Raw genomic sequence first — 26,298 nt, 5'->3', positions numbered from 1 at the left:
TAATCCTTATTTCTTCAAATCCTTAAGTATTTCCTGAACAGCTCTTTCCAGCTGAGGATCATTATCCTGAAGACGGTCCATAAAGGTGTTTTTAACGTAAATGTCAGGTTTTACTCCTGTTTTTTCAAGATTTTGTCCGTCCAGCGTATAAGTACCCCATGAAGGCAATCTATAAGAAGAACCGTCTACAAGACCTTTTGCTGAAGTAAAAATAATCCAGCGATACGTATCCTGGCCAATGATTTTACCCAGTTTCAATGCTTTAAATCCGGCTGCAGTCATTTCTGCATCACTTAAAGAAGCTTCATTAATCAAAAGGACAATTGGTTTTCCGGAAGGGGCAAAATTAGGTTGTGTCGTTATTTTTCCTTCACGGTATTTCCATTGCAGATAAGGTTTTTGAGAAAGGAAATTCAATACTTTGTCATGAACATTTCCTCCGGTATTATAACGAAGGTCAAGAATAACAGCATCTTTTCTGTTTTCCTGCTCTACCATATCCAAAAGAAAACGGTCCAGCTCATCAGTAGACATGTTTTTCATGCATGAATAAGCGATTCTGTTGTTGCTAAGCTTATCAACACGCTGGTGATTATTGTAGATCCACTCATCGTAAAGTAATCCTTTTAATTCTCCATTAGAAATCGGATGCACTTTGGCGGTTACATTTTTACCATCACGGTTGAACGTGAGTACAAGCTCATCCTGTTTTTTAGGGCTTGTAAAATACGTTTCGATATTTTCGTTTGGATCAATTTTTTTTCCGTTTACAGAAATCAGCTGGTCGCCAGGTTTAATATCAACTCCTGAGCGGTAAGCCGGAGATTTTCTCAAAATGCTTTCTACGGTGTAAGGCTGGTCTTTTTTGAAGGTAATTCCTGTTTCGTTGGTGAAATAGCTCAGGAACATGGTTTCTTCTTTCCCTGTAGAAGAAAATCCTGTGTGAGAAGAATTAAGCTCACCTAAAAGATCATTTAGTAAAATTCGCAGATCATTTCTGTTATGCACATACGGCAGATATTTGGCGTACTGTTCTTTTTTTGCTTTCCAGTCAATGCCATGGAACTTTTCATCATAGAAGTTTTCTTCTACACCCGTCCAGGCTTCAGCATACATCTGGGTAAATTCTGACGCCAGATCCTTGTCAAAACTATATTGAATGTTTATTTTCTCAGGTTTTAATGCGGCAACCGTTGTTTTATAAATATTACCTTCTATTAGAGCGAAGAGGTTTTTCTCGTTTTTAGTAAGGTAATAAGCTGCTTTATCGAAAACTTTTTCTGATTTGGCAGGTTCAAAATCTGTGAAAACTTTTTTGAACAGTTGTCTTTTTCCGTTATCCTGATTAGAATTGAAAAGGAGGATTTCTTTCTTGTCGTCAGCAAAAACGGCAGGATCGTCCTGATATCCATATCGGTCCGTAACCAGCTCGATTCTGTCCAGCGTATCTTCAGGATTTACTTTCAGTTCTTTGATAGCCGGTTCTTTTTCTTCTTTTTTCTCTTTTTCCTTTTCGTCGTCTTTTTTATCCTTCTTGTCTTTATCTTTTGCTTTATCTGAAGATTTTGTTTCCTTCTTTTCTTCAGTAAAAAGATTATCGAATTTTTCAGATTTAAAAGGTTCATCAAACCAGTCCAGCGCCATGCGGTAAATGTTAGACTTCTGCATGCCTAAAGGATAGGACGGATTGGTTCTGTCGCTGGCGAAATAAATATACTTCCCATTCGGTGACCATACAGGATCTTCCTCTGAAACACCTGTGTTGGTAAGGTTCAGGGTCTGTGCTTTTTTAATATTGTAGATGAAAATATCAAGTTCAAAGTTTCTCTTTGCTGAAAACAATACATATTCATCGTTAGGAGAAAAAGAAGGTCTGGAGTTTTGGAAAGCCCATATTTCATCCTTTACAATGGTTGTAGATTTGAAGCTTTTTAAATCCAGCAATCTTACTTCATCACGACCGCTTAAATAAACTGCTTTTGAAAGGTCGTTATTCAGGGTGATATTGCGGTTGTTGCGTAAATCTTCCGTTAATTGCTTTGGTTGACCTTTCCCGTCTGCAGGAATCGTAAACCAGTTTTGATAGCCGTTATATGTTTGATTATAAAGGAGCGTTCTGTTGTCTTTCAGCCATTTTACTTCCATTGCCCGTTCTTTCCCATCAGAAACCTGCTGGGAAAATTTTCCCTCAATATCTGAAACGAATATGATTCCACGGCTTATGAATGCCATCTTTTTACCATCGGGCGATACATCGTAATAGGAAATATTATTTTCAACATTGAAATTCTGTGCTTTTTCCAGTGTTTTGTTGGCATTCAGACTGATGGTAAGAGGTGTGGTATTTTTTGAGGCTACATCATAAGTGAAAAGCTGATAATCCTTTTCAAAAATAACTTTAGATCCATCCGCTGAAACATACGGTTTTTTAATAGAAGTATCAAATTGGGTTAAAGCAGTCTTTTTACCATTTTCAAGTTTGTAAAGATTGTATTCCCCGTTGTTCTCATCAGAAATAAAGTAAATAATACCATTTTTATCTACACTTGGGTTGAAGTCCTTTCCTTCGTAATGGGTGTACTGTTTGAAAGAATTGCTTTTTGAGTTGTATCCAAGAATATCAGGATTGTTTTCTCCTTTATAACGCTTTCTCTGTACCTGATGAGCGCTTTCCGAAGAACTCGTGAAAAGATATTCTCCTGCAGGTGTTTCTACAAGACCGTTGGTATTGTTAAAATAATTGTTGAATAGTTTTTGTGGTGTTTTCCCTTCAATGGTTGTTTTAAAACTGCCGAAGTTATTATTTCTGCTGGACGTAAAATAAATGGTTTTACTGTCCCATGCCCAGCTTTCCATTTCATCTCTTCCGGTATGAAAGGTTAGCTGCTTTATTGTCCCTCCTCCTGCAGGCATTATATACACATCATAATTTCCATATTGGTTGGAACTGAAGGCAAGCCATTTTCCATCAGGAGAAAGACGGGGATTGATCTCCTCTCCGTCCAGTGCAGTAATTCTTGAAGCATTTCCACCATTGGAATCTGATTTCCAGATATCACCATCGTAAGCGAAATAAGCTGTTTTTCCATCAGGGCTTAATGAGGGACTTGATAAAAAATATGACTTTTCCTGCGCTGCAATTCCTATAATAGAAAATACTGTTAGTAACGAAATAATAGTTTTCTTCATGGTACAATTGGGTATTGTTATTTTTTTGCCTTTTTAGAAAAATGTTTATTTGTGAAAAATTTTCTCAATCCGGATTACTCTAAAAAAGAATAGTCGGATGATTAACGAAATAGTTACAGGTAAAATGCTTTAAAGGCTGATAAAATCCAATAAAAAAGAGGTGTGTTTTTGGAAAACTGAAGAAAAATTACAAATATTTATTTTTTGTGTTGGACTCATTGGTTCTACAAAACGCAAAGATTATTTTCATTCATCTTATTTTAAGATAGCTAAGAAGGCGACAGAGTCGCTGATGAATCTGAATGGTTATGTTTGCGCTTAGAAAGAATCAACAAAGTTGATTCCGCCTTTGATTCCTTAAAAATGAAGTACCAGCTACTAATCCTTTGCGTTATATTTAAATTACAAGTGTGTAATTTCTCAGATTTGGAGTCCTTACTATGAAATAGTTCATAGTAAGACACAAAAAAAGACTTACATTTCTGTAAGTCTTCTTGCTCCTCCTGCTGGGCTCGAACCAGCGACCCTCTGATTAACAGTCAGATGCTCTAACCAACTGAGCTAAGGAGGAATGTCCTTTGTTTTAAGTGGTGCAAATATAGGACGAATATTTATACCCTACAAATATTTTTAAGAAAAATTTTAAAAAAATTATAATTTCCCTGTTAATACCTTGAAGATGTCGCTTCCGAAGATGAGTAACATTAAGCCTAACAGGAAGATAACTCCAATCATCTGAGCATTCTCTAAAACTTTCTGTGGAACCGGTTTTCCTACAATAATTTCATATAAAGTAAATAAAACGTGTCCACCATCAAGTCCCGGAATAGGAATAAGGTTCAGGAATGCCAACCATACGGAGAACATCGCTGTAAAACTCCAGAAAGCAACCCAGTTGATTTTAAAGCTTCCGTCAGCATCTTTATCTACAGGCATATTCTTTACAATCGCAATAGGACCTCCTACATTTTTATACCCCTGAACTTTAGAGTTGAACATAATTTTGAACTGCTTAACCTGAGTGGTCAACGCCTCGATAGTTCTTGTAAATCCTCTTGGAATAGCTTCTCCGAAAGAATATTGTTTATTGGTTACAATTTCTTTTGCAATGCTTTTTGTATCAATAGCTATTCCTAATTTTCCGTTTTTATCAACAGAAACTGAAGGTAAGGTTTGTACAGCTCCGTTTCTTTCAACGTCTACAGTAATTGTTTTTCCTTTATTTTCAGCTAAAAGAGCACTTACTTCATCAAAGAATGCTGCTTTCTTACCGTTGATTCCCACAATTTTATCACCTTTCGCAAGACCAGATGCCTGAGAAGAAGGAGTGGCTAATGAATCAATAACCATAGAAACTCTCGGTGTAATGTATAGTTTCGCTTCTCTCTGTTTAAGAACATCCGCAACACCGTCAGCATTTACCGGGAAAGTGACTTCCTGTCCGTTTCTGTTTACAGTAACATTGTCTCCTAAAAGAATATTGATTGAAGTGTTTTCAAGTCTTTCTGCCGGTTTTCCATCTACGCTGATGATTTTGTCACCATTCTGGAATCCCATTTTCTTTCCAGCTGAAGTAGCTTCAATACCGTTATTGAATTTCGTGATATCTGTATACGTTTCTCCATTGAAGAAAGATAGAGAACTGTAGATTAACCATGCAAGGAAAAAGTTAACAGTAACCCCTCCCAGCATAATAATAAGTCTCTGCCAAGCCGGTTTTGATCTGAATTCCCATGGTTCTGCCGGTTTTTTCATTTGGGCAGTATCCATACTTTCATCTACCATTCCTGCAATCTTCACATACCCTCCGAAAGGCAGCCATCCGATTCCGTATTTGGTTTGTTCAGGATGTTTTCTCCAGTCGTTGTCCGGAAGTTTTGATATATCGATAGGAACTTCTTCCTTCTTTCCGTTTACCTCTATTACTTCAGAATCCGGCAGGTTCTTTGATAAAAATTTGTACTGCCATTTTCCATTGATTTTCTTCATGGAGAATATGGAGAAGTAAGGATCAAAAAACAGGAAAAACTTCTCTGCTCTTGTCTTGAACCATATTGCGGGTAAAAAATGCCCAAGCTCATGAAGAAGCACTAGTATAGAGATGCTCAGAATGAACTGAAAAAGTTTGATTGCTATTTCCATTAATAAATTTTAGATTTTAATTTGCAAAGGTAACAATTATCAAAACTATGCCAAATAAAAAAGCTCCCCGAAACGAGAAGCTTTGTCATATTTAAAGACGATTTGTTTATAAATTGAAAGAAACCCCAAGACTGCCATTATTACCAACCTCTGCAAAGACTCCTATTTTCTCTGTGAAGAAATAGCGGGCTCCGATGTGAGCACCCACTCCAAAGTCTTTTCCCAGAACGCCAAGGTCCACTCCTGGGTAGATGTCCCATTTTGAAGGCAGGTTCAGTGCTTCCTGTAAATGAAAGTTCAGTCTCCCGAAAACAAAAACACGATTATCCTTATCGTTGTTTTTATAATTGTCAAAATAGCCGTTGATACCAGCTCCTACTGAAATAAGTTGATTGAGTCCGTAGTCATAAGTTCCCGTTATTCCGGTTCCATATCCCCAGGCACTCAGCCCCAGTTGTATTTTCTGATCTCCTTTTCCTGTCCAGGCCTGAGCATTGGCCATTGCACCAAAAAATAAGATCGTCACCATAAAAAACAATTTCTTCATAAATTTTTAATTTTTAAGGATATTAATAAAAAATACTTCTATCAAAAATGAAACCGAAAGAATGTCAGTCCTATGAAAATGGGTGACTTTAATAAATTATTATGAAAAAGGATTCAGTTTTTGTGGATAAAATCGTCTTTTCAGCAGTTTTAATTCCTCTTTTGTAATCATAAAAACTGTATTTTTATACATCAGATTTCGAATAATTTAAAAAAAGAATAAAAGATGAAAGTTGTAGGGCTTAATTTAGATATCATCTGGAAAAATAAAACTGACAATTTTAAACTCATAGAAAACGAACTGCAAAATGTGGAAGCAGATCTGTTTCTCCTTCCTGAAATGTTTTCAACGGGTTTCTGTATGGATGCTTCTGAAGTTTCGGATCGGAATAATGAATCACTGGAGTTTTTGAAAAGAATGTCAAAAGAAAAAAATGCAGCTTTCTGTGGAAGTGCTCCCGTAGAGCAAAACGGAAATTTTTACAACAGAATGTATTTTATACAACCGGATGGTGAAACGGCTTTCTATGACAAAAGGCATTTGTTTTCCTTTTCGGGTGAAGATAAAGTTTATACACCAGGGAAAGAAAGGGTAATCGTTGAATATAAAGGGATACGTTTCCTGCTTCAGGTCTGCTATGATCTGCGTTTTCCTGTTTTTGCAAGAAATAATGATGATTATGATGCTGTTTTATATGTTGCAAACTGGCCGGAGAAAAGAGTAGGAGCGTGGGAACATTTGTTAAAGGCCAGAGCCATTGAAAATTTATCTTTCGTATTTGGTTTAAATAGAATAGGAACGGATGGGAATAATCTCTTTTATCAGGAGAGCTCTCACTGCTTCTTTGGGGATGGAAAAGAAATTTCTCAGAAACAGGGAAATCTTGTATCTGCAGAACTATATATGGAAGAATTGAACGATTTTAGAAAGCATTTCCAGTTTTTGAATGATAGAGATTCCTTTTCTATTGAATTTTAGGATTTTCCCACAGATTTCGCAGATCTTCACAGATTTTTAATTTCTATATAAAGAAAAATAAACATAATTATCTGTGGAAATCTGTGCGATCTGCGGGAATTATAAAAAGCAAAAACTGTGAAAAATTACAGTTTTAAGCATATTCTTGTAAAAGTTGTGTGAGGGTATTCACATCATGAACACCACTTTCCTTCCATAGCATTTCTCCTTTTTTGAAAATGGCCAGTGTAGGGACTCCACGCACTCCGTATTGAGCTGCCAGTGCAGGATATTGGTCTACATCTACCTTTATGATTCTGGCTCCTTCACCAATATTTTCCTTTACCGTATTTAATACTGAAGACTGTACTTTACAAGGTTGGCACCATGTTGCGAAAAAGTCAATAAGTACCGGTCTTTCAGAATCAATAATTTCCTGAAATTTTTGTGACATAGTTTGGGTTTTATTAGTTTGCTTTTTTGTTTGTTTCGTCCTGGATCGCTTTTACATTTTTCCAACTTGTACCATCATAGGCTTCAACTCCATTTTTCTTCAGTATTTCCATAGCCTGATCTGCCTGAACTCCTTTATTGCAGAACACAACAACTTTTTTGCCCTTCAGGGGTTCTATATTGCTTTGAATCTCCGCTAATGGAATATTGATGGCATTTTTTGCCGTTCCTGCCGAATACTGTTCCGGAATTCTGACATCCACCAATGTGACATCAGAACTGTTGACCACTTCTTTGATGTTTGCTTTGGGGGTGACAGTCGTATGATTTGTTTTACAGGCACTTAGCGTAAAAGCCGTTGCTAAAACAAGTCCAAAAAACTGAATCTTCATGATCTTACGATGTTTTGGATTGGCAGACAAAATCTGTAGTCGGGAATTTTTCCGTCTTTTTGATGCCGTTAAAACCTCCTTCTATTTCAGTAAAGTTTCTGATTCCGTGTGAGTTAAGAATACTTGCTGCGATCATGCTTCTGTATCCCCCGGCACAGTGCAGAAAGAAATGTTCAGAATCATCAATCGTACGAGCCCAGTCACTGATGGCATCCAATGGCTTGTTGTAAGCATTGTCTATATGCTCGGCAGAATATTCAGTCAGTTTTCTTACATCCACTACTGTAGAGTCTTCTGTAAACTGTTCTGCGAATTCGGCTGGAGTGATTCTTTTGATCTCGTCAATTTCATTACCTGCATTTTTCCAGGCTTCAAAACTGCCTTTCAGATATCCTATTACATTATCAAAGCCTACTCTGCTCAGTCTGGTGATTACTTCCTCTTCAGTACCTTCATCAGTTACCAATAATAAAGGGTGTTTTACATCCACAATAAGCGTTCCTACCCATGGTGCGAAATCACCTTTCAGACCTATATTGATAGAGTTAGGAACAAATCCTTTATGGAAATCTGCAGGTCCTCTGGTATCTAAAATTAATGCTCCGGTTTCTTCGGCCAATGCTTCGAAATCTTGCGGAGCAACAGGTTGCATCCCTTTGTTCATCACAACATCCAGACTTTCATAACCGCCTTTATTTAAAGCGACATTCATTCCGAAATATTTCGGTGGAGCGGTCAAACCGTCAAGTACTTCTCTGATAAAAGATTCTTTATCTGGTTGATTAAGAGCATAGTTTGTCTTCTTTTGATTTCCTAAAATATCTACCGTTTCCTTCTGCATATTTTTTCCACAGGCAGATCCGGCACCGTGAGCAGGATAAACCGTAATGCTGTCATCCAATGGCATGATTTTGTTCTGAAGACTGTCGTAGAGAATTCCTGCAAGGTCTTCCTGAGTAAGATTCGTTGCCTTCTGCGCAAGATCTGGCCTTCCAACGTCTCCTAAAAATAAAGTGTCACCTGTAAAGATCGCAGTTTCAACACCATTTTCGTCTACTAAAAGGTAAGTGCTGCTTTCCATAGTGTGCCCAGGAGTGTGCATTACCTTTATTTTTATTTTTCCGATTTCAAAAATCTGATTATCCTCTGCAATAATGGCTTCAAATTCCGGAGCGGCTGTAGGTCCATATACAATCGGAGCACCTGTTTTTTTACTTAAATCCAGATGTCCTGATACGAAATCAGCATGGAAGTGAGTTTCAAAAATATATTTTAAAGTGACATTGTCTTTTTCCAGACGATCCAGGTAAGGTTTTACTTCTCTTAAAGGATCAATAATGGCAGCTTCATTCTCTGATACAATATAATAGGCACCCTGAGCCAGACAGCCCGTATATATTTGTTCAATTTTCATTGGGTCTTTTTTTAATGAGTTAAAGATACAAAGTATTAGATAAATTCTAAATGAAATGTTAAATCCCATTGATAGTTTCTTTCAATACTTTGTTAAACGGATGTTTAACGTAAGATGTTTTTCAGCAAAAAGAATGCCTTACATAAAGACAATTGGGAAATGCTGTTTTATATCATGTTTAGCTTTTGAAGCATAATTCCTTTACTCAATGATATAGTATATTTTGTAAAGAATTTCATTGGTATTTTCCGTGATGTTTTTATCAGTTTTGAATTGAAGATATTCATCTTTTTTAGCTTCTCCTTCATCATATTGAATCAGCCTGTTGTATTTGTCATAGAGATAATCTTTAATCTTCCCATGGTCTGCAATCCTGATCATTTCATCAAAATATTTTTTAGTGTCTGCATGCATGGGCCAATCTTTTTCATGGGTTTTATAGAATTCTATCATTTTCTGTATGGAATATACCTCAGATTCAATATTCATATCGTTAAACCCAGTCAAAAGTTCTTTTTTTTCTGAATTTTTACCCAGCCATTCTATTTTTGCATCAGCTGCAGCAATTACAGAATTAATCATCATAGAATCTCTTTTGATAACGGGAGATAAAATAATATCAGGAGTATTGCTGATAGGAAGAGATTTTTTAGATGCAATGTCCAATAATCCAAAATAGACTTCAGTTTTATTTTTGAGTTCTGCCAGTTGATCAGAAGTCATATCATCACTTGAAACCCTTATTTTAAAGCCCCATCCTCCACATTCATAAATGGCGAGGAGAGATTTCTTATCCGTATATTTTACTCCTTTAAAAAATCACGTTCACCCATGGCATGATCAAATATTGAATAGAGATAATGTACTTTTACTTTATCATTGGATGAGCTTCCAAACATAGGTTTTAGATCTACACTTTTATTAGAATTCTGATTAAGAACCGTTTCATATACAGCAAATTCATCCCTCAATAGCTGATTGTCAACTGATTTTTTAGGATAGAGATATAAAGTAAGAACCGTTTTGCTTTTTTTACTGTTTTGCTGTACATAGCTTACTACAACGTGTTTATTCTGTATATCATAAGAGGTGATCGTTTCTCTTTGAAAACCAGACCATAAAGTTGGAAAGACTACTGAACTAGATGTATGGGTATAATCTCCTTTTATCTGTAAATTGACAGGTTCATTTCTTTTTAGAGAAAAAAATAATGTAGAAAAAATAGAAAGAATAACGAATGTAATTTTCTTAAATGAAATCATATGTGGTATATATGTTGTTGTCATGGCTAAGTGAGTAGTAAATTTAATGAACTTAGAACAAAATTTAATCATATAATATTACTTTAATTACTCAGATTTTTACAAAAAATTTTATATTTATAAGTTAAAAAAGCGATCAAATGGCAGACAAAACACAATTTATTGAAGAACTCAACGCTAGATATACTCCGAAAGGAGAGCATATAATATTAGGAAAAGGAATGCTGGATGGAGAAGTGGTCACAGAGGTAAACGTAACCATTCCCCTGAAAACGATTAACCGCCATGGTCTTATTGCCGGCGCTACGGGAACAGGAAAAACAAAAACATTACAGGTGTTTGCAGAACAGCTTTCCCATGCAGGAATTCCCTCTTTGGTTCTTGATATTAAAGGAGATTTCTCCGGGATTGCAGAAGCCGGCCAGATGAATGCTATCATTGAGGAAAGATATGGCAAAACGCAGCTTCCTTATAACCCACAAGGCTTTCCGGTGGAACTGATGAGTATTTCCGGAGGAGAAGGAGTGAAACTGAGAGCTACGGTTACAGAATTTGGTCCTGTTTTACTCAGCAAAATCCTTGAGCTTAATGATACGCAGCAAAGCATCATGTCTATTGTCTTCAAATATTGTGATGATAAGGGCCTTCCATTGATTGATCTTAATGATTTGAAGAAAGTACTTCAGTATGTGACGGATAATGCACAAGGAAAAGCTGAGCTTGCAGCCAATTACGGATCTATTGCGCCATCATCTCTCGGAGCGATTTTAAGATCTATTGTTGCGCTGGAACAACAGGGAGCAGCAGGATTCTTCGGTGAACTGAGTTTTGATGTTCATGACTTACTGGAAACAAGAGACGGAAAAGGAGTAGTTAATATTTTAAGAGTAGCAGATATTCAGAACAAGCCACAGCTTTTCTCAACATTCATGCTTTCGCTTTTTGCGGAAATTTATATGACGTTTCCGGAAGAAGGAGATAGTGGTAAACCAAAGCTGGTATTATTCATAGACGAAGCCCACCTGATTTTTGATGAAGCTTCCAAAGCCCTTCTTTCACAGATTGAAACAATGGTAAAACTCATCCGTTCCAAAGGAGTAGGAATTTATTTTATTACTCAGATTCCGGGTGATGTTCCTGAAAATGTACTTTCTCAATTAGGATTGAAGATACAGCACGCTTTAAGAGGTTTTACCGCAAAAGATAAAAAAGAAATTACCAAAGCAGTCGAAAATTATCCTACTACAGAATATTACAATGCTTCCAGCCTGATTCAGAACTTGGGAATTGGAGAAGCATTTGTTACGGCTCTGGATGAAAAAGGAATTCCTACCCCATTAGTGCATACTTACCTGATCTCTCCGGAATCAAGAATGGATGTTTTGAGTGGAGCAGAAGTCTCTGATCTGACTTCAAAATCAGCTCTCGTTGCAAAGTATGAGCAGGCCGTTGACAGAGAATCTGCTTATGAAATGCTGACTAACAGAATGGAACAGGCTGCACAAAATCCAGCTCCTACACAAAAGACAAAACCAGTAAAAGAAGAACCGGGAATGTTTGAACAGGTATTGCAGAGTAAAGCAGGCCGTACTTTTACCAGTACATTAATGAGAGAAGGAGCAAAAGCTATTCTCGGAATGTTTGGTCTGGGAGGCAGAAGAAGATAATTTTGAAGAATAATCTGTTATATTTTAACATATTTTTTGTTATTTTAGCGGGTTATCTTTACTTAGCAAGAAAAAATAGAGCCGGATTTTATCGGGAAAAAGACGCCGGTTTTACATATAAATGACAAAAAAAAACAGCAGTTAATATTAAATGTATTCAATTATAGATATAGAAAGTAATGGTGCAGGTTATAGAAATGAATGCATTATAGATATCGCCATATACAGATATGATGGTCAGAAAATTATTGATCAGTTTATATCTCTGGTAAATCCTGAAGGTGATATTACTCCTTTTGTACAGAAGCTGACCAGTATTACCCCGAAAATGGTCAAAACTGCCCCGAAATTTCATGAAATTGCCAAAAGAGTTATCGAAATAACTCAAAATACAACGTTGGTAGGGCATAATATTGATTTTGATTACAGAATGCTTCGTCAGTCATTCAAAAGGCTTGGCTATGATTTCAAAATCAATACGTTAGATACAATTCCATTGGCGAAGAAACTGATCCCTGATGAGGTAAGTTACTCGTTGGGAAAATTGGTGAAGTCTTTGGGGATTCCTTTGACAAACCACCACAGGGCAGAAGGTGATGCCAGAGCTACGTTAGAGCTTTTTAAACTTCTGATTTCGAAGGATACCGAAAATGAGATCATTCAGAAACAGCATGATGAGTCCAACGCAAAAACCTATATCAATAAGATCAAAGAGCTTACCCAGGATCTTCCTAATGATAAAGGTTTTGTCTATTTTCAGGATGAATCCGGACGGATTATGTTCTCGGATTATGTTCAGGATATCAATAAGTTTTCCAAAAAAGTCTTCAATTCCAAATCAAAAAAATGGGAACAGATCCAGAAAGAGGTGGAGCAGATTAATTTTGAGCTTACCGGAACAGACACTATTGCCAAGCTGATTCTGAATTCTAAGAATATTAAAAAGAAAGAAGTTCTGCCTTTCGGACTCTATTTCAGGAATAATAAATATATAGTTGAAAAAAATACACTCAATAAAACTGAAAAACCAGTCTTAAAATTCAGATCATTTACCCAAGGAACCAAGGCGGTTCAGTTTATCGGTTCTCAGGAAGAATTTAAAGATTTTTCTGCTTTGAAACAGAAAATTGAATTCAGAAAAAGAAATGAACTTTGGCTGGGACAGGGAAGAAAATTGGGTGAGAAATTATTTTTAATCATAGAAAATGGAAAAGTAGTTTCCTTTGGTTTTTATGAATTGTTTACACAAATTCAAACCTTAAGTAAGCTTGCGAAGTTAAAAATTGACCTTCCATTATCCTCCACGGATTTGAATAATGAATTGCAGCTGGCACTGCTTCGAAGCGATTTTGAAACTCTGCCTTTACCGAAATGATATAGGAATTAACACTTTATATGTTGATATGAAAGAAGATGCTTTTCAAATCAATTTTCGTAAAATAAAAAATAAATAGTATTTTTGCAAAAAATAAATAGTAGCAATGCAAAATTTTAAACAAATTAAAACTGGAAAAAAGGGAGCTGTAAGGTTCTCTAAGGTTTGGAATATTTAAAAGAGTTGTCTTGCATAAAAAATAATCAATGCGGCAGACTCTTTTTTGAAAGAATCTGCCTTTTTTTATGTTAAAATGAAATTATGAATTCAAAAGAATTATTAAAGATTGCCACTGAGTTTGGCACCCCGGTGTATGTTTATGATGCTGAGTCCATCAAAGTTCAATACGAAAAACTTACATCTTCTTTCTTAAAACATACGAAGTTCTTCTACGCAGCGAAGGCTTTGACGAACATCAATATTCTTAAGTATGTCAAGAACCTGGGCGCTTCTTTGGATTGTGTATCGATTAACGAAGTTAAACTTGGATTAAAGGCAGGATTTTCGAAAGAGAAGATTTTGTTTACTCCCAATTGTGTTGACTTGGCTGAAATTGAGGAAGCAATGACTTTTGGAGTTCATATAAACATTGATAACATTTCTATTCTTGAGCAATTCGGGAATAAGTACGGAAATACCTATCCTATTTTAGTAAGAATCAACCCGCATATTTTTGCCGGAGGTAACTATAAAATTTCAACAGGACATATCGACAGTAAGTTCGGTATTTCCATTCACCAGGTTCGTCACATTGAAAGAGTGATGAAAAGCACAAACCTGAATGTTGAAGGACTTCACATGCATACAGGAAGCGAGATCAAAGATCCGGATGTATTTCTACAGGCTCTGGAAATCATGTTAGAACTTTCTGAACATTTCCCGAACCTGAAATATCTGGATATGGGAAGTGGTTTCAAAATCCCTTATCAGGACAGTGAAGAAGAAACTGATGTGAGAACATTAGGTAAAAAAGTAGAAAAAGTAATTTCTGAGTTTTCAAAATCTACAGGGAAAAAATTCGAGCTATGGTTTGAACCCGGAAAATTCTTAGTAGGAAAAAGCGGATATTTATTGGTTAAAGCTAATGTGATTAAGCAAACAACAGCTACTGTTTTCGTTGGGGTGAATTCAGGATTCAACCATCTGATCCGTCCGATGTTCTACGATTCTTACCATATGATTGAAAATTTATCCAATCCAAAAGGAGCGGAAAGAATTTATACTGTAGTAGGAAATATCTGCGAAACAGATACTTTTGCATGGGACAGAAAACTTAATGAAGTGAGAGAAGGAGATGTCCTTGCTTTCCATAATGCAGGAGCTTATGGTTTTGAAATGAGTTCAAACTTCAATTCAAGATTAAAGCCTGCTGAAGTGTTGTTCTTGGATGGAAAAGCACATCTTATCCGTAAGAGAGATGAATTTGAAGATCTGTTGAGAAATCAGATCGAAGTAGTGATGTAAATCTGAAACATATTATATAAACAGCCACCTTTTTTGGGTGGCTGTTTTGTTTTAAAGTAAACATCCAATCTGTAAAGTTTCATTATAAATTCACAAAGTTTTAACATGGTAATAACGGGGGAATTTCAATTTAATTAGCTAAATTTGATAGGGATAGGATGACGATTGTCCTTCTCAATTACTATTTTTCACCAAAAAAACAACCACCAAAATAGAGTAATTATGGCAAAAAACATAGCAGAGCAGATTGTTGAAATGCTCGAAAATGCCAATGTGAAAAGAATTTATGCAGTAACCGGTGATAGTCTTAATCATCTGAATATTGCTGTTAAAAAAAGCAGTATCCAATGGATTCATGTAAGACACGAAGAAGTAGGAGCGTATGCAGCGGCGGCAGAAGCAGAGCTTGATGGGTTGGCCGTATGTGCCGGAAGTTGTGGTCCTGGGCACGTTCACCTGATTAATGGAGTTTACGAAGCACATCGCTCTCATGTTCCAATGTTGGTGATTGCTTCCACCATTCCCAGTGATGAAATGGGAATGGATTACTTTCAGGAAACCAATACCATAAAACTTTTTGATGACTGCAGCTACTACAATCAGATGATTACCCGTCCGGAGCAGGTGCAGAGAACCGTTCAAACGGCTATTCAACATGCGATTTCCAAAAAAGGAGTTGCCGTGATAGGTCTTCCGGGAGATGTTTCCGAACTGGATGCCGAAGAAGGATCTACTTCCACTCAAATTTTTAAAACAAATCCTGTAATAAGGCCTTCGGATACTGAGTTAAAAAGCTTATCAACACTCATAAACAATAGTAAAAAAGTAACAGTCTATTGTGGAATAGGTGCTGCTGAAGCCCGTGATGAGGTGATAGCATTGTCTAACCTGTTGAAAGCCCCTGTAGGATATTCATTTCGTGGGAAAATGGCCATCCAGCCGAATAACCCTAATGAAGTGGGACTTACGGGATTATTAGGATTTCCTTCAGCTTATCACGCCATGCATGAAGCCGACCTGGTGATTCTTTTGGGAACGGATTTTCCGTATCAAAAATTCATGCCTGTAAAAAATAAAATAGTGCAGATTGATGAAAGCCCTGAAAGATTAGGAAGAAGGGCAAAGTTGGAGCTGGGGCTTGCAGGAGATGTTAAAGAAACAATTAAAGCATTACTGCCATTACTGCAAGAAAAGACAGATGTTCATTTTCTGAATGAGCAGCTGGCATTTTACGATAAAGTAAAAGAAAACCAATTGGAGTATGTGAAAGATTTTGGGAAAGAGAATGCTATTCAGCCGGAATATGTGGCACATACTCTAGACAAACTTGCTAAACATGATGCTATTTTTACGGTAGATACTGGAATGTGTTGTGTTTGGGGAGCCAGATTTATTACAGGAACAGGGGAAAGGAAAATGCTGGGATCATTTAATCACGGATCAATGGCGAATGCAATGCCTATGGCAATTGGTGCTGCCCTGGCTCATCCTGAAAAGCAGGTTATTGCTATGTGTGGAGATGGAGGATTATCCATGTTATTAGGTGATATGGCGACTATCTTTCAATATAAATTGCCGGTAAAACTGATTGTATTCAATAACAGAACCCTGGGAATGGTAAAGCTGGAAATGGAAGTGGGAGGAATGCCCGATAATGAAACAGACATGATTAATCCGGATTTTGCGATGGTAGCCCATGCGATGGGCTATCCCGGAAAAAATGTACACCTGCCGGAAGATGTGGAAAGTGCCATCAAAGAATGTCTGGATCACAACGGTCCTTATCTTTTGAATATTTTTACCAATCCTAATGCATTGGCTCTTCCTCCTAAAATTGAGTTTGACCAGATTATGGGGATGACCAAATCAATGGCGCAACTGATGCTTGGCGGTAAAATGGATGAGGTTTTTGAAACGGTGAAAACGAATTATAAACACATCAAAGGTCTGCTATAAGGTCAGAATATAAAGATTTCAAATCTACCTTGAATTCAGGATTCATACTTAAAACTTCATACTTTGTGTGAAGTTTTTCTTTTTTATAAATGAGCTAAATATTTACCTTTGTTTATTATTAGGAAACAAAATTATGAGAACGATACTTTTATTTTTGGCCTTATGTGCAGCGAATTTTTCATTGGCACAGGATCAGGAAGAACGAGATGATTCATTTATCAGGGAAAGTAATAAAAACCTTTTAAAAATAGATATCAAAGAACCCTTTATGCAGGTTGCTGTAAAATGCAATAATTTTAAACCTGCAGCTTATGAAGGTGGAGTGGCAGCTTACAAAGATATCCTGAACAAATATATGTATGCTTATCTCAATTCGGATTTCTATGCGCTTACTGGTGACTTTACATTTACTCTGGTTCTTGATGACAAAGGAAAAGTTGTTGATGTAAAGGGAATGCCTAAAGTTCAGAACAGTGAAGTTTTTTTTGATGATATGCAGTATGTCGTAAGAAGAATAAAGAAAAACTGGACTCCCGCGTCGTGTAACGGACAGCCTGTAGCTTCACAGATCAAAGTTAAAATGAACTTTTCTTCAGTTTCAGTTGATATAGATTAAATAATTTAAATACAATGATGAAAACAAAATTTATTATGTTTTTTCTGGTTTTTGTATCTATTTGTAAGGCACAGATACTTGATGAATACCCAGAAAAACAAAGCTTTTATGAAGGAGGAATCGTTAATTTTTATAAAGATGTTCATGAATATCTTGTCAAGAATAACTTTAAAGAATGTAGTGATAAGGAAATTTATCAACCCCGAATTATTGTAACAGAAAAAGCTGAAGTTAAATTTATTAAAGATCAGGATACGGCTAATATTGCAAGGAACAAATGTGCATATGATCTTTCCAGAGAAGTTCTTAAAAATCTTAAAAAATGGAAGCCTGCCGAAGCAAAAGGATGGAAAATAGGAGCTATTACCGAATTTATTTTATATCCAAAGGATCTGATGAGCAATTATCAGCCTGGTTATGATGCCAATAAATTTGTAGCGCATACCAAATATCCTGAAGGATCGAAAGCTTTTCATACCTTATTTCATGATAATTTTATGACGATTTTTTCCGATTATCAGCTTAACGGAAAAGTAAATTTGGAGTTTTATATCAATAAAGACGGCCGTATTACTAACCCCAGAATTTATCCTGAAGTTGATAATAAAAATTTCAATATTGATTTTATGCGAACTCTTGCAAGGATAAAAAAGATCTGGATACCAGCTTTCTATAAAGATATTCCTATCGTTGAGAGGATTTCATTTCCGGTACAATTTTCAATAACATTTACTGAAAGATAATCCTGACATTCTGTCACAATATTTTGTATCTTTGCAGACTTATTTCTTCGTAATTAAAAATTGCGAACCTTAAATTGATTATCGTGCAGGAAAAATATATAGACGAAACAAAACAGGGCGAAGCTTTTGCTATTGCAGAAAGACCGGAGAACTCTAAAAAACTATTTTTAGAAAGCTATGGTTGTCAGATGAACTTCTCTGACTCTGAAATTGTTGCATCCATCCTTAATGAACAGGGATATAATACAACAATGAAGGTAGAAGAAGCCGACCTGATTCTTTTAAATACCTGTTCCATCCGTGAAAAAGCGGAACAGACCGTAAGAATGCGTCTTTCCCAGTTCAAAAACCTCAAAAAAGAAAGACCGAATATGACGGTAGGTGTTTTGGGATGTATGGCGGAAAGACTAAAAACCAAATTCTTAGAAGAAGAACAATTGGTGGATCTTGTTGTAGGGCCAGATGCCTATAGAGATTTGCCAAATCTTTTAAAAGAAACTGATGATGGAAGAGATGCAATTAATGTAATCCTTTCCAAAGAAGAAACCTATGCCGATATCAATCCCGTTCGTTTAGGCGGAAACGGTGTTACTGCTTTTGTTACCATTACCAGAGGTTGTGATAACATGTGTACATTCTGTGTAGTTCCTTTTACAAGAGGAAGAGAAAGAAGCCGTGATCCTCACTCCATTATAGAAGAATGTAAAGATCTTGCCAACAACGGATACAAAGAAATTACCCTTTTAGGACAAAACGTAGACTCTTACCTTTGGTATGGAGGAGGTCCTAAAAAAGATTTTGCCAAAGCATCTGAAATGCAGAAAGCAACAGCCGTAAACTTTGCTCAGCTTCTTGATTTGGTTGCTAAAGCTGTTCCGGAAATGAGAATCAGATTCTCTACTTCAAATCCACAGGATATGAGTCTGGATGTATTCAGAATGATGGCAAAACACGACAATATCTGTAAATATGTACACCTTCCTGTACAAAGCGGAAGCAATAACATGCTTGAAGCAATGAACAGACAGCATACCCGTGAAGAATATCTGGATCTGATTAAAAAAGCGAAAGAAATTGTTCCTGATGTATCCTTTTCTCAGGATATGATCATTGGATTCTGTAATGAAACTGAAGAAGATCACCAGGATACTTTAAGCCTGATGAGAGAAGTAGAATATGATTACGGTTATATGTTTGCCTACTCAGAAAGACCGGGAACTCCGGCTCACAAGAAAATGGAAGACAATATTCCTGCTGATGTGAAACAGAGACGTCTTGCTGAGGTTATTGCGCTTCAGGGTGAACTTTCAAAACAAAGAATGAAATCTTATGTTGGAAGAATCCATCAAATTCTGATTGAGGGAATTTCCAAAAAGAACAAAAATCAATGGAAAGGAAGAAACTCTCAGAATGCAGTATGTGTATTCGATCAGCTTGAAGGACAGAAAATAGGTGACATTGTGGATGTTTTTGTATATGACAACACACAAGGCACACTTTTAGGGAGAACAGCGGAATAGTATAAGAAATATATATTCTGAAAAGAAGATCAGCGGCTATATTACCGTAATATTTTTAGTAAATTGTGAAGGAAAGACAGGCCTGTTCAGATTACAGCATATGAGCCCGGATCTGAAAGATGCTGTACTGGATGAAGAATTGGAAAATAAAGTACTGCAGTTTACAAAATCACTCGATGGCTCGATGCCGAAAGAGATAAAAGGTTTAAAAGTAGATTACTATCAGTATTTAACCTATAAAATTGAAAATGGAAAAGTTTCAGAGGTATTACCTTAGCTTTTTGTTACTTATCGTTTACACCAATACTATTGCACAGGTTAACTGTAATGCAGTAGAGGGTGAGAACTGCAAAAAAGCGTGTGGGTTATACAACTGGGCTTCAGATTTACAAGGATATGCAGCATCGCAGGAAGGCTTTGATAAAGCGATTGAACTGTGCCCCGATTTCTCCCGTTCCTATATGGAAAAAGCCGTTCCATATCTTAAAAACGGAGATTTTGTTACCTGGAAAATTTTAATTGACAAAGCCGTTGCTTTAGACCCTCAAATGCACCTTGGCTATAGAGGCTGGACCAAGTTTCAGTTTTTAAGAGACTATAAAGGAGCTATTCAGGATTTAGATGCATTAAAAAAATATGAGCCCGGAGACTTAGGGAGATCTCAAAACGGAGACTATAATCTGGATGTAGTAAGAGCTGTGTCCTACAGTGCTTTAGGACAAAAAGGAAAAGCAGCAGGGATTATAGAAAGGCTTCTGGCTACCAGAGGTTATGTGAAGGGAATGTTTGATCATTACCAGCTGGGAGTGACCTATTTCGAGCTGGGAAGGTATGACAAAGCCCTGGAAAATTTTGAAAAACAAAGCAAAGAATACAACTTTGCCGAGAACATATACTTTAAAAGTAAAGTTTCTAAGATCAGAAACAAAGATTATTTGGATTTAAAAATGTTAGCCCAGCAAACGTATGATGAAGGAAAGACCATGAAAGATGTCTACACTCATCATTTTTAACAAAGTCTACAGAAAACAGATTGAAGAACTGTAGAAGATTAACATTAAATCAATAATCAAAAATTTACTTATGAGCAACGAGCTACAAAACATAAAAAACCGTTTCGGAATTATCGGAAACTTTCCTGCACTCAACCGGGCCCTGGAAAAATCTATACAGGTGGCACCTACAGATATTTCTGTACTGGTCATTGGAGAAAGTGGTGTAGGTAAAGAATTTATTCCGAAAATCATTCATTCAGAATCAAAAAGAAAACATCAGCCTTATATTGTGGTAAACTGTGGTGCAATTCCGGAAGGAACCATAGATTCTGAATTGTTCGGACACGAAAAAGGAGCTTTTACAGGAGCAACAGCTACAAGAAAAGGATATTTTGAAGTAGCAGATGGCGGAACGATATTTTTAGATGAGGTAGGAGAACTTCCGCTGCAGACTCAGGTTCGTCTTTTAAGAGTGCTTGAGAGTGGTGAATTTATGAAAGTAGGTTCTTCACAGGTTCAGAAAACGAACGTAAGAATTGTGGCCGCTACCAACGTTAATATGATGAAAGCCATCCATGACGGAAGGTTCCGTGAGGATTTATATTACCGTTTGAATACCGTTCAGATTGATATGCCGCCTTTGAGAGAAAGGAAAGGTGATATCCATTTATTATTCAGAAAGTTTGCAATAGATTTTGCAGAAAAATACAGAATGCCGGAGCTTGAATTGGAACCAAGCGCTGTTCATTACATTGAAAGTTATTCTTTTCCAGGTAATATCCGTCAGCTAAGAAACTTGGTAGAACAGATGACTGTTGTGGAAAGGAACAGAAATATTACCGCTGAGAAACTGGCCGAGTATATTCCTATGGAAACCCATCTTCCCATGGTAGTAAATACTCAAAGTACTCCAAAGCAGAGCGATTTCGGAAGTGAAAGGGAAATCATGTATAAAATTCTATTTGATATGAGGAATGATATTAATGATTTAAAATCCTTAACTTCGGAATTGATCAAAAACAGAGGAACAGCAGATCTTAGTAATCATGAGAAAAACCTGATCAACAGGATTTATACCCCCGAAAGTCAGCCGCAGGTGAATTCCGGATCATTGTTGTATTTTGAAAATAATAACGATACACCGACCGTTCAGACTCCTACAATTATTTCGACTCCTGATGACAGCTATGAAGATATTGAAGACATCGAAATTGAAGAAAACAGACCGGAATCACTTTCGCTTCAGAATAATGAAAAAGATTTGATTATCAAAGCTTTGGAGAAGCATAAAGGACGAAGGAACAGAGCGGCAGATGAGCTGGGAATCTCACAAAGAACTTTATACAGAAAAATAAAACAATATAACCTGGAAGATTAACACAACATAGATAATGAAAGTAAATTTAACACCCAAGCCGGTCAATTTTAAACTCGGAGAATATATTAACAAAGGTTTCGAACTTTTAAAGAAAGATTTCGGAAATATTTTTGTAGCATTTTTACTATGCTTTATCATGTCAATTATTCCTTTCTGCGGACTGTTGGCAATGGGTAATTTATACAAATATCTTCAGAGATTAAATAGAAATCAGCCGGCTAGCCCGGGAGATATCTTTGATTTTAAAGATTTCATGCCTTATTTTATGTTGCAGTTAATTATTTTTGGTGGTGTGTTATTGCTTTACATTCCTTTATTTGCGGTGTTGGGTATATCAGGAGCAATATCAGAGCGTAATGAACCTAACCCAATGGTTGCTCTTTTCGTGTTTCCTTATATATTCTTATTAATTGCAGCAATATATTACTTCGTATTGAAGGGCTTTTATATCATCCCGTTAATCAGTCTTAAAGGGGTTAAAGAAATAAAAGAAGCGTGGAATATTTCAAAAGTAATGACCAAAGGAAATCTCCTGTCGATTTTCCTTTTCTCATTGGTAGTGAGTATTTTAGCTCAGATTGGTATTGTTGCCTGTGGGATAGGAATTTTTCTTACCTTACCATTTTTATACACAGCAAACTATTTTGCTTATGAAGACGCTATTCAACAAATTGAGTATGATGAAATTATTGAAATCGGATCTAAAAATGAATTTTAACATTAAAAATATCAGCCTGAAACAATCACTGTTAACGGGAATGCTTTTTGCATTGCTGGGAGTTTTAAATTCATGTTACAGCTTTACAGGGTCGTCTCTTACAGACGAAAAGACTGTTCAGATCAATGAATTTCCCAATAATGCACCTCTTGTAAATCCTGCATTATCGCAACAGTTTTCTACAGCAATACAAAACAGATTCCTTCAGAGAACGACTTTGAAAGGAACAAAAGAAAATCCTGATATTCTTATTGAAGGAGAGATTACAGACTACTCTATCACGCCTACCACAATCAGTTCCAATACCCAGACAAACCCTTCTGGTGGGGTGATTCAGCAAGCACAGAATAAACTTACGATTACAGTAAAAGTACATTATGAAAATAAAATTCATCCGGATGCAAGTTTCGACAGAACGTATTCTGATGAAGCTGCTTTCAACAGTGATGTATCACTAAGTCAGATCGAAGACCAGCAGGTAAAGCTGGTAACAGATAGAATTATTAATAAGATATTTAACGACATTGTAGCGAATTGGTAAGATGAATCCACGAGTTTTAGAATTAATAAAAAATCCGAAAAATATTCAGTCCGAAGACCTTGGTCTTTTGAAAGAAGAGATTCACACTTTTCCTTATATTCAAAATATCAGGGCACTTCACTTGTATGGAGTCCATCTGTACGAGAAAGAAAACTATCAGAAAGAGCTTTCCACAACAGCGGCATATACTACTGATAAGAAGATTTTGTATCAGTTGATCAACGGAAAGGTCAAACAAGAGCTCAAACCAGAGATTGTTGAAGAAAAGAAAGCCTCTAAAACAATTGAAAAACCTGCTCAATTAGTCCAGAAAGCCAAGTCTTTCCCTATTAAAAGAGAAGAGGAGGGTTCTGTAGAAAAACCAGCAGAAGAGCAGGAGTCAGCATGTGTCTTACCAACTGCACAGGAGATTAAACATATTTATGTAAATGGGGAACGAAACAGAATTTTATTTGAAGGAGAAGAAAACTTCCTGAACGAGCAAAATTCTGAAACAATAGATATTGAGTCTACTCTGGAATCAGGAACTTTGGTAACCCAAAAGGCTGAACCTGTAGTGGAGGAGCCTATTCAGCAGGAAGAAAAGCAAACTGAAATAGAGGAAAAAGCAGGAGAAGACTTTACACCGGAAACGATCATTCATGAAGATCATATTTCTTCAGAAAAAGAAGAAGAAAAGGTTGACGAAGAAGAAAATATCAGTTTCCATGAAGTATCTCCTTTATCATCAGAGGAAAGTATTGAAGAAGTTACGGAAGAGCCTTTAAATACAGGATCAACTGATATTGAAGCTATATCTGTTTCTGAAGAAGAAATCGCTCAACAAGAAATGCAAGCTGAAGTAGAAGATAATGCTGGAGAAAACTTTACGCCAGAAACCATTATCGACGAAGATCAGATTTCTGCTGAAAAAGAAGAGGCAAATAATAATGAAGAAGAGTCATCAATAGAAATATCTGATGCTGAAGTAAGCTTCCATGGAACAGAATCATTTATGCCGGACGTTAAAATTCAGGCCAATAATGAAGAAACTGTAGAAACCGTTGAGATTTCCCAACCGAATGTAAATAAACATGAGGAGGAAATGAGACGCCTGATTGAAGAGGTTGAGAAAAAAATGAAGGAAACGAAACCTGTTCTGCAAGAGGAGGAAGTAGAGCTTGAAGTGGTTGAAGATCATGGAATTAGCTTTGCTGATACCCAGAATTTTCATTTCTGGTCAACAAGTGAGGATAAACCTCAGGAAACAAAAGAAGAATCCTTACCTAAAGAAGTTGTTGAAAGTCAACTGCCTGCAGAAGAAGCTAAGGTTGAAATTACAGAAGAAAAAGAAGAAGAAACTCCTGAAGTACAGTCTGTATGGAAGCCCATGAGTTTGGAATCCAATATGCCAGATTCTTTAATCAGCAAATCAGAAAAAGAATCAGCGCCTGAAATCAAAACTCCGGTAGCGGAAGCAACTCCTGTTGCAGAATCTGAAGCAATCATTGAAGAACAGCAACCTATCGAAACTGTTATAGCAACCGTTCAGGAAGAAGTTCTGCCAGTGTCGGAAATATCTGAAAATAAAGAGAATCACTCTGTATCAATTGAATCAACTGAAGAAGAAAAAACGGATACAGAAAATGGAAAAGAAGATGTTCCTGTGATGAATGTTTCATTCTTTGGAACTGATATTTCTACCCTTAAAGTTGAAGAAAAGCAGAAGGAAAAGAAAGAAGAACCTGTAGAAAAAGCAGAAGAGGTTACTATGAAGAATATGGCTCAGTCATCAATAGACAGTAATGTCCCTGGTTTTATCAATACTTGGCAGAGCTGGCTTAAGATTGGCAGAACAGAAGAAAATGAAAAGGAAAAGTTGGAAATTAAAGATAAGGCTATTGAAACCTTTATTGAAAACAATCCTAGAATCAGTCAGTTAAAAGAAGAAAGTACCTATGTTGTAAAAGAAAAGAATGACGATATCTCGCATTTGATGACAGAGACATTGGCCAATCTTTATTTTGAACAGAAACTCTATACAAAGGCCATAAAAGCGTTTGAAATATTAATTAAAAAGAGTCCTGAGAAAAAGGAATATTTTGAATCCAAGATTAAGGATATTAAGGACTTCAGAAGTAAAAATTAAAAAAGAAAAAGGTACTGATTAGAACAGTACCTTTTTTTATTTTATCATTTCTAAGGATTGTTTTTACTGCTTCTTAATTTTTTCCAGGCTTTTCGCCCGAACACAATAACAACAATTAAGGTAATTATTGCAAAAATAGCGGCCAGTACTGGAGCTGCCATCGCAAGAATAGACATTATGCCTGCTCCTGCCGTCTCTGTTGTTCCTACCATAGAATTTCCCAGACCTCCTGTTGTTGCGGTAGAAGCGGCCCTTATTCCTGCAAATCCGGAACTGATCGTTGCTGCGGTGCCTCCACCTGCAATTAATGCCAGTGCCCATTGCGGAAAAGTTCCAAGCTCAGCAAACTGGCTGGCAAATAAAATGGAACCTGCAACTGTGGCCATAGGAATAGAGACCGTGTCCAGTAAATGATCAACAAAAGGGATATAATAAGCCAGAATCTCAATAATAGTGGCTATTCCTGTTGTAATAAGCGTAGGGAGACCTGCAAGCCATTCAAAATGCTCATTCATGGGAATCCAATTGAAATAAGAGGCAAGGCTTACTATAAACATGGGAAGAAATACCCGGAAACCTGTAGCTGCCGCCAATCCAATGCCGATAAACGCACTGATTATATAGGGAAAATAGGGAATATTGTCTAACATATTAATTTTCAGATTTATTGTCTTCTCTAAAATACAAAAACTATCTGAAATTAAGAGTATGGTTGATTTTTGAGCTCCGGGATACGAGTTTCGATCTTTGCTATCTGTGATTTACTGTAGAATAAAAAAATACCTACGTAATAATCAGCATAAATCTGTGTGATCCGTGGAAAAATAAAAAATCTGCATGG

Annotated in this window: 23 protein-coding genes and 1 tRNA gene; 14 read left to right on the top strand and 10 right to left on the bottom strand. The window is 36.5% G+C overall.

From position 1 onward, the window contains the following. Positions 1–6: 6 nt before the first annotated feature. The 4 genes from ODR02_RS18750 to ODR02_RS18735 all read right to left on the bottom strand — a co-directional run bounded on the left by ODR02_RS18750 (position 7) and on the right by ODR02_RS18735 (position 5,878). Positions 7–3,189: a S41 family peptidase gene (locus tag ODR02_RS18750; protein ID WP_309513039.1), complete on the bottom strand. Its 3,183-nt coding sequence runs from the start codon at positions 3,187–3,189 to the stop codon at positions 7–9. A gap of 497 nt (positions 3,190–3,686) precedes the next feature. Beyond that, positions 3,687–3,760: transfer RNA gene (locus ODR02_RS18745), tRNA-Asn, on the bottom strand. Positions 3,761–3,840: 80 nt separating this feature from the next. After that, positions 3,841–5,331 carry an RIP metalloprotease RseP gene (gene rseP / locus ODR02_RS18740; protein ID WP_309513038.1) on the bottom strand — a complete coding sequence of 497 codons (1,491 nt, stop codon included), beginning with the start codon at positions 5,329–5,331 and terminating at the stop codon, positions 3,841–3,843. Positions 5,332–5,437: 106 nt separating this feature from the next. Further along, the gene (locus ODR02_RS18735; RefSeq protein ID WP_105684037.1) at positions 5,438–5,878 is read right to left on the bottom strand and encodes a DUF6646 family protein; all 441 of its coding nucleotides are present in this window, start codon (positions 5,876–5,878) and stop codon (positions 5,438–5,440) included. A gap of 225 nt (positions 5,879–6,103) precedes the next feature. On the opposite strand from ODR02_RS18735, the gene ODR02_RS18730 reads away from it, so the two are divergent. Continuing rightward, positions 6,104–6,856 carry a nitrilase family protein gene (locus tag ODR02_RS18730; RefSeq protein WP_309513037.1) on the top strand — a complete coding sequence of 251 codons (753 nt, stop codon included), beginning with the start codon at positions 6,104–6,106 and terminating at the stop codon, positions 6,854–6,856. Between the two features lie 133 nt (positions 6,857–6,989). Here ODR02_RS18730 and ODR02_RS18725 read toward each other — a convergent pair whose 3' ends face one another. The 5 genes from ODR02_RS18725 to ODR02_RS18705 form a co-directional block, all read right to left on the bottom strand. Beyond that, the gene (locus tag ODR02_RS18725) at positions 6,990–7,289 is read right to left on the bottom strand and encodes a thioredoxin family protein (RefSeq protein WP_034692844.1); all 300 of its coding nucleotides are present in this window, start codon (positions 7,287–7,289) and stop codon (positions 6,990–6,992) included. 13 nt (positions 7,290–7,302) lie between these two features. Further along, positions 7,303–7,680 (bottom strand): rhodanese-like domain-containing protein, encoded by a 378-nt coding sequence (locus ODR02_RS18720; protein WP_309513036.1) that lies wholly within the window; start codon positions 7,678–7,680, stop codon positions 7,303–7,305. 4 nt (positions 7,681–7,684) lie between these two features. Next, entirely contained in the window at positions 7,685–9,094 is a 1,410-nt protein-coding gene (locus ODR02_RS18715; protein WP_309513035.1) for an MBL fold metallo-hydrolase, read from the bottom strand. Between the two features lie 201 nt (positions 9,095–9,295). Next, positions 9,296–9,817, bottom strand: a complete 522-nt coding sequence (locus ODR02_RS18710; protein WP_309513034.1) for a hypothetical protein — start codon at positions 9,815–9,817, stop codon at positions 9,296–9,298. Between the two features lie 80 nt (positions 9,818–9,897). Beyond that, positions 9,898–10,356, bottom strand: a complete 459-nt coding sequence (locus ODR02_RS18705) for a hypothetical protein (RefSeq protein WP_309513033.1) — start codon at positions 10,354–10,356, stop codon at positions 9,898–9,900. A gap of 140 nt (positions 10,357–10,496) precedes the next feature. On the opposite strand from ODR02_RS18705, the gene ODR02_RS18700 reads away from it, so the two are divergent. The 13 genes from ODR02_RS18700 (at position 10,497) to ODR02_RS18640 (ending at position 25,457) form a co-directional block, all read left to right on the top strand. Beyond that, the gene (locus ODR02_RS18700) at positions 10,497–12,023 is read left to right on the top strand and encodes a helicase HerA-like domain-containing protein (protein WP_309513032.1); all 1,527 of its coding nucleotides are present in this window, start codon (positions 10,497–10,499) and stop codon (positions 12,021–12,023) included. A 151-nt stretch (positions 12,024–12,174) separates the two neighbouring features. Further along, positions 12,175–13,398: a 3'-5' exonuclease gene (locus tag ODR02_RS18695; RefSeq protein WP_309513031.1), complete on the top strand. Its 1,224-nt coding sequence runs from the start codon at positions 12,175–12,177 to the stop codon at positions 13,396–13,398. A gap of 261 nt (positions 13,399–13,659) precedes the next feature. After that, positions 13,660–14,862 (top strand): diaminopimelate decarboxylase, encoded by a 1,203-nt coding sequence (gene lysA, locus ODR02_RS18690; RefSeq protein WP_209786650.1) that lies wholly within the window; start codon positions 13,660–13,662, stop codon positions 14,860–14,862. Between the two features lie 222 nt (positions 14,863–15,084). Next, a complete protein-coding gene (locus ODR02_RS18685) occupies positions 15,085–16,818 on the top strand; it encodes a thiamine pyrophosphate-dependent enzyme (protein ID WP_209786651.1) in 1,734 nt (577 codons plus the stop codon). A gap of 133 nt (positions 16,819–16,951) precedes the next feature. Further along, on the top strand, positions 16,952–17,434 hold the full coding sequence (locus tag ODR02_RS18680; RefSeq protein WP_309513030.1) for a hypothetical protein: 483 nt from the start codon (positions 16,952–16,954) through the stop codon (positions 17,432–17,434). Positions 17,435–17,448: 14 nt separating this feature from the next. Next, the gene (locus ODR02_RS18675) at positions 17,449–18,177 is read left to right on the top strand and encodes an energy transducer TonB (RefSeq protein WP_209786653.1); all 729 of its coding nucleotides are present in this window, start codon (positions 17,449–17,451) and stop codon (positions 18,175–18,177) included. An 83-nt stretch (positions 18,178–18,260) separates the two neighbouring features. After that, on the top strand, positions 18,261–19,697 hold the full coding sequence (gene miaB, locus ODR02_RS18670) for a tRNA (N6-isopentenyl adenosine(37)-C2)-methylthiotransferase MiaB (protein WP_105684216.1): 1,437 nt from the start codon (positions 18,261–18,263) through the stop codon (positions 19,695–19,697). Between the two features lie 100 nt (positions 19,698–19,797). Next, entirely contained in the window at positions 19,798–19,974 is a 177-nt protein-coding gene (locus ODR02_RS18665; RefSeq protein WP_309513029.1) for a hypothetical protein, read from the top strand. Next, the gene (locus ODR02_RS18660; protein ID WP_309513028.1) at positions 19,946–20,710 is read left to right on the top strand and encodes a tetratricopeptide repeat protein; all 765 of its coding nucleotides are present in this window, start codon (positions 19,946–19,948) and stop codon (positions 20,708–20,710) included. Before ODR02_RS18665 ends, ODR02_RS18660 begins: the two co-directional genes overlap by 29 nt. A 70-nt stretch (positions 20,711–20,780) precedes the next feature. Further along, on the top strand, positions 20,781–22,070 hold the full coding sequence (locus tag ODR02_RS18655) for a sigma-54 interaction domain-containing protein (protein WP_105684051.1): 1,290 nt from the start codon (positions 20,781–20,783) through the stop codon (positions 22,068–22,070). 13 nt (positions 22,071–22,083) lie between these two features. After that, on the top strand, positions 22,084–22,788 hold the full coding sequence (locus tag ODR02_RS18650) for a hypothetical protein (protein ID WP_209786657.1): 705 nt from the start codon (positions 22,084–22,086) through the stop codon (positions 22,786–22,788). Continuing rightward, the gene (locus tag ODR02_RS18645) at positions 22,778–23,329 is read left to right on the top strand and encodes an LptE family protein (protein WP_105684217.1); all 552 of its coding nucleotides are present in this window, start codon (positions 22,778–22,780) and stop codon (positions 23,327–23,329) included. The genes ODR02_RS18650 and ODR02_RS18645 overlap by 11 nt, the downstream gene beginning before the upstream one ends. Position 23,330: 1 nt before the next feature. Then, a complete protein-coding gene (locus tag ODR02_RS18640) occupies positions 23,331–25,457 on the top strand; it encodes a hypothetical protein (protein WP_309513027.1) in 2,127 nt (708 codons plus the stop codon). A gap of 50 nt (positions 25,458–25,507) precedes the next feature. Here the strand turns inward: ODR02_RS18640 and ODR02_RS18635 are convergent, their stop codons facing one another. Next, the gene (locus tag ODR02_RS18635) at positions 25,508–26,107 is read right to left on the bottom strand and encodes a DUF4126 domain-containing protein (RefSeq protein WP_309513026.1); all 600 of its coding nucleotides are present in this window, start codon (positions 26,105–26,107) and stop codon (positions 25,508–25,510) included. Positions 26,108–26,298 lie beyond the last annotated feature (191 nt).

The organism is Chryseobacterium sp. CFS2 (assembly GCF_036543225.1).
GTDB lineage: Bacteria > Bacteroidota > Bacteroidia > Flavobacteriales > Weeksellaceae > Chryseobacterium > Chryseobacterium culicis_A.
This window is presented reverse-complemented; position numbering and strand designations above follow the sequence as displayed.

Bases quoted from the DNA above. Each gene is read 5' to 3' on its own strand.
- ODR02_RS18750 (WP_309513039.1), bottom strand. From the start codon at position 3,189: ATGAAGAAAACTATTATTTCGTTACTAACAGTATTTTCTATTATAGGA.
- ODR02_RS18680 (WP_309513030.1), top strand. From the start codon at position 16,952: ATGAGAACGATACTTTTATTTTTGGCCTTATGTGCAGCGAATTTTTCA.
- ODR02_RS18655 (WP_105684051.1), top strand. From the start codon at position 20,781: ATGAGCAACGAGCTACAAAACATAAAAAACCGTTTCGGAATTATCGGA.
- ODR02_RS18720 (WP_309513036.1), bottom strand. From the start codon at position 7,680: ATGAAGATTCAGTTTTTTGGACTTGTTTTAGCAACGGCTTTTACGCTA.
- lysA (WP_209786650.1), top strand. From the start codon at position 13,660: ATGAATTCAAAAGAATTATTAAAGATTGCCACTGAGTTTGGCACCCCG.
- ODR02_RS18735 (WP_105684037.1), bottom strand. From the start codon at position 5,878: ATGAAGAAATTGTTTTTTATGGTGACGATCTTATTTTTTGGTGCAATG.
- ODR02_RS18725 (WP_034692844.1), bottom strand. From the start codon at position 7,289: ATGTCACAAAAATTTCAGGAAATTATTGATTCTGAAAGACCGGTACTT.
- ODR02_RS18730 (WP_309513037.1), top strand. From the start codon at position 6,104: ATGAAAGTTGTAGGGCTTAATTTAGATATCATCTGGAAAAATAAAACT.
- ODR02_RS18715 (WP_309513035.1), bottom strand. From the start codon at position 9,094: ATGAAAATTGAACAAATATATACGGGCTGTCTGGCTCAGGGTGCCTAT.
- ODR02_RS18645 (WP_105684217.1), top strand. From the start codon at position 22,778: ATGAATTTTAACATTAAAAATATCAGCCTGAAACAATCACTGTTAACG.
- ODR02_RS18685 (WP_209786651.1), top strand. From the start codon at position 15,085: ATGGCAAAAAACATAGCAGAGCAGATTGTTGAAATGCTCGAAAATGCC.
- ODR02_RS18635 (WP_309513026.1), bottom strand. From the start codon at position 26,107: ATGTTAGACAATATTCCCTATTTTCCCTATATAATCAGTGCGTTTATC.
- ODR02_RS18660 (WP_309513028.1), top strand. From the start codon at position 19,946: ATGGAAAAGTTTCAGAGGTATTACCTTAGCTTTTTGTTACTTATCGTT.
- rseP (WP_309513038.1), bottom strand. From the start codon at position 5,331: ATGGAAATAGCAATCAAACTTTTTCAGTTCATTCTGAGCATCTCTATA.
- ODR02_RS18710 (WP_309513034.1), bottom strand. From the start codon at position 9,817: ATGACTTCTGATCAACTGGCAGAACTCAAAAATAAAACTGAAGTCTAT.
- ODR02_RS18695 (WP_309513031.1), top strand. From the start codon at position 12,175: ATGTATTCAATTATAGATATAGAAAGTAATGGTGCAGGTTATAGAAAT.
- ODR02_RS18665 (WP_309513029.1), top strand. From the start codon at position 19,798: ATGAGCCCGGATCTGAAAGATGCTGTACTGGATGAAGAATTGGAAAAT.
- ODR02_RS18650 (WP_209786657.1), top strand. From the start codon at position 22,084: ATGAAAGTAAATTTAACACCCAAGCCGGTCAATTTTAAACTCGGAGAA.
- ODR02_RS18705 (WP_309513033.1), bottom strand. From the start codon at position 10,356: ATGATTTCATTTAAGAAAATTACATTCGTTATTCTTTCTATTTTTTCT.
- ODR02_RS18675 (WP_209786653.1), top strand. From the start codon at position 17,449: ATGATGAAAACAAAATTTATTATGTTTTTTCTGGTTTTTGTATCTATT.
- ODR02_RS18700 (WP_309513032.1), top strand. From the start codon at position 10,497: ATGGCAGACAAAACACAATTTATTGAAGAACTCAACGCTAGATATACT.
- ODR02_RS18640 (WP_309513027.1), top strand. From the start codon at position 23,331: ATGAATCCACGAGTTTTAGAATTAATAAAAAATCCGAAAAATATTCAG.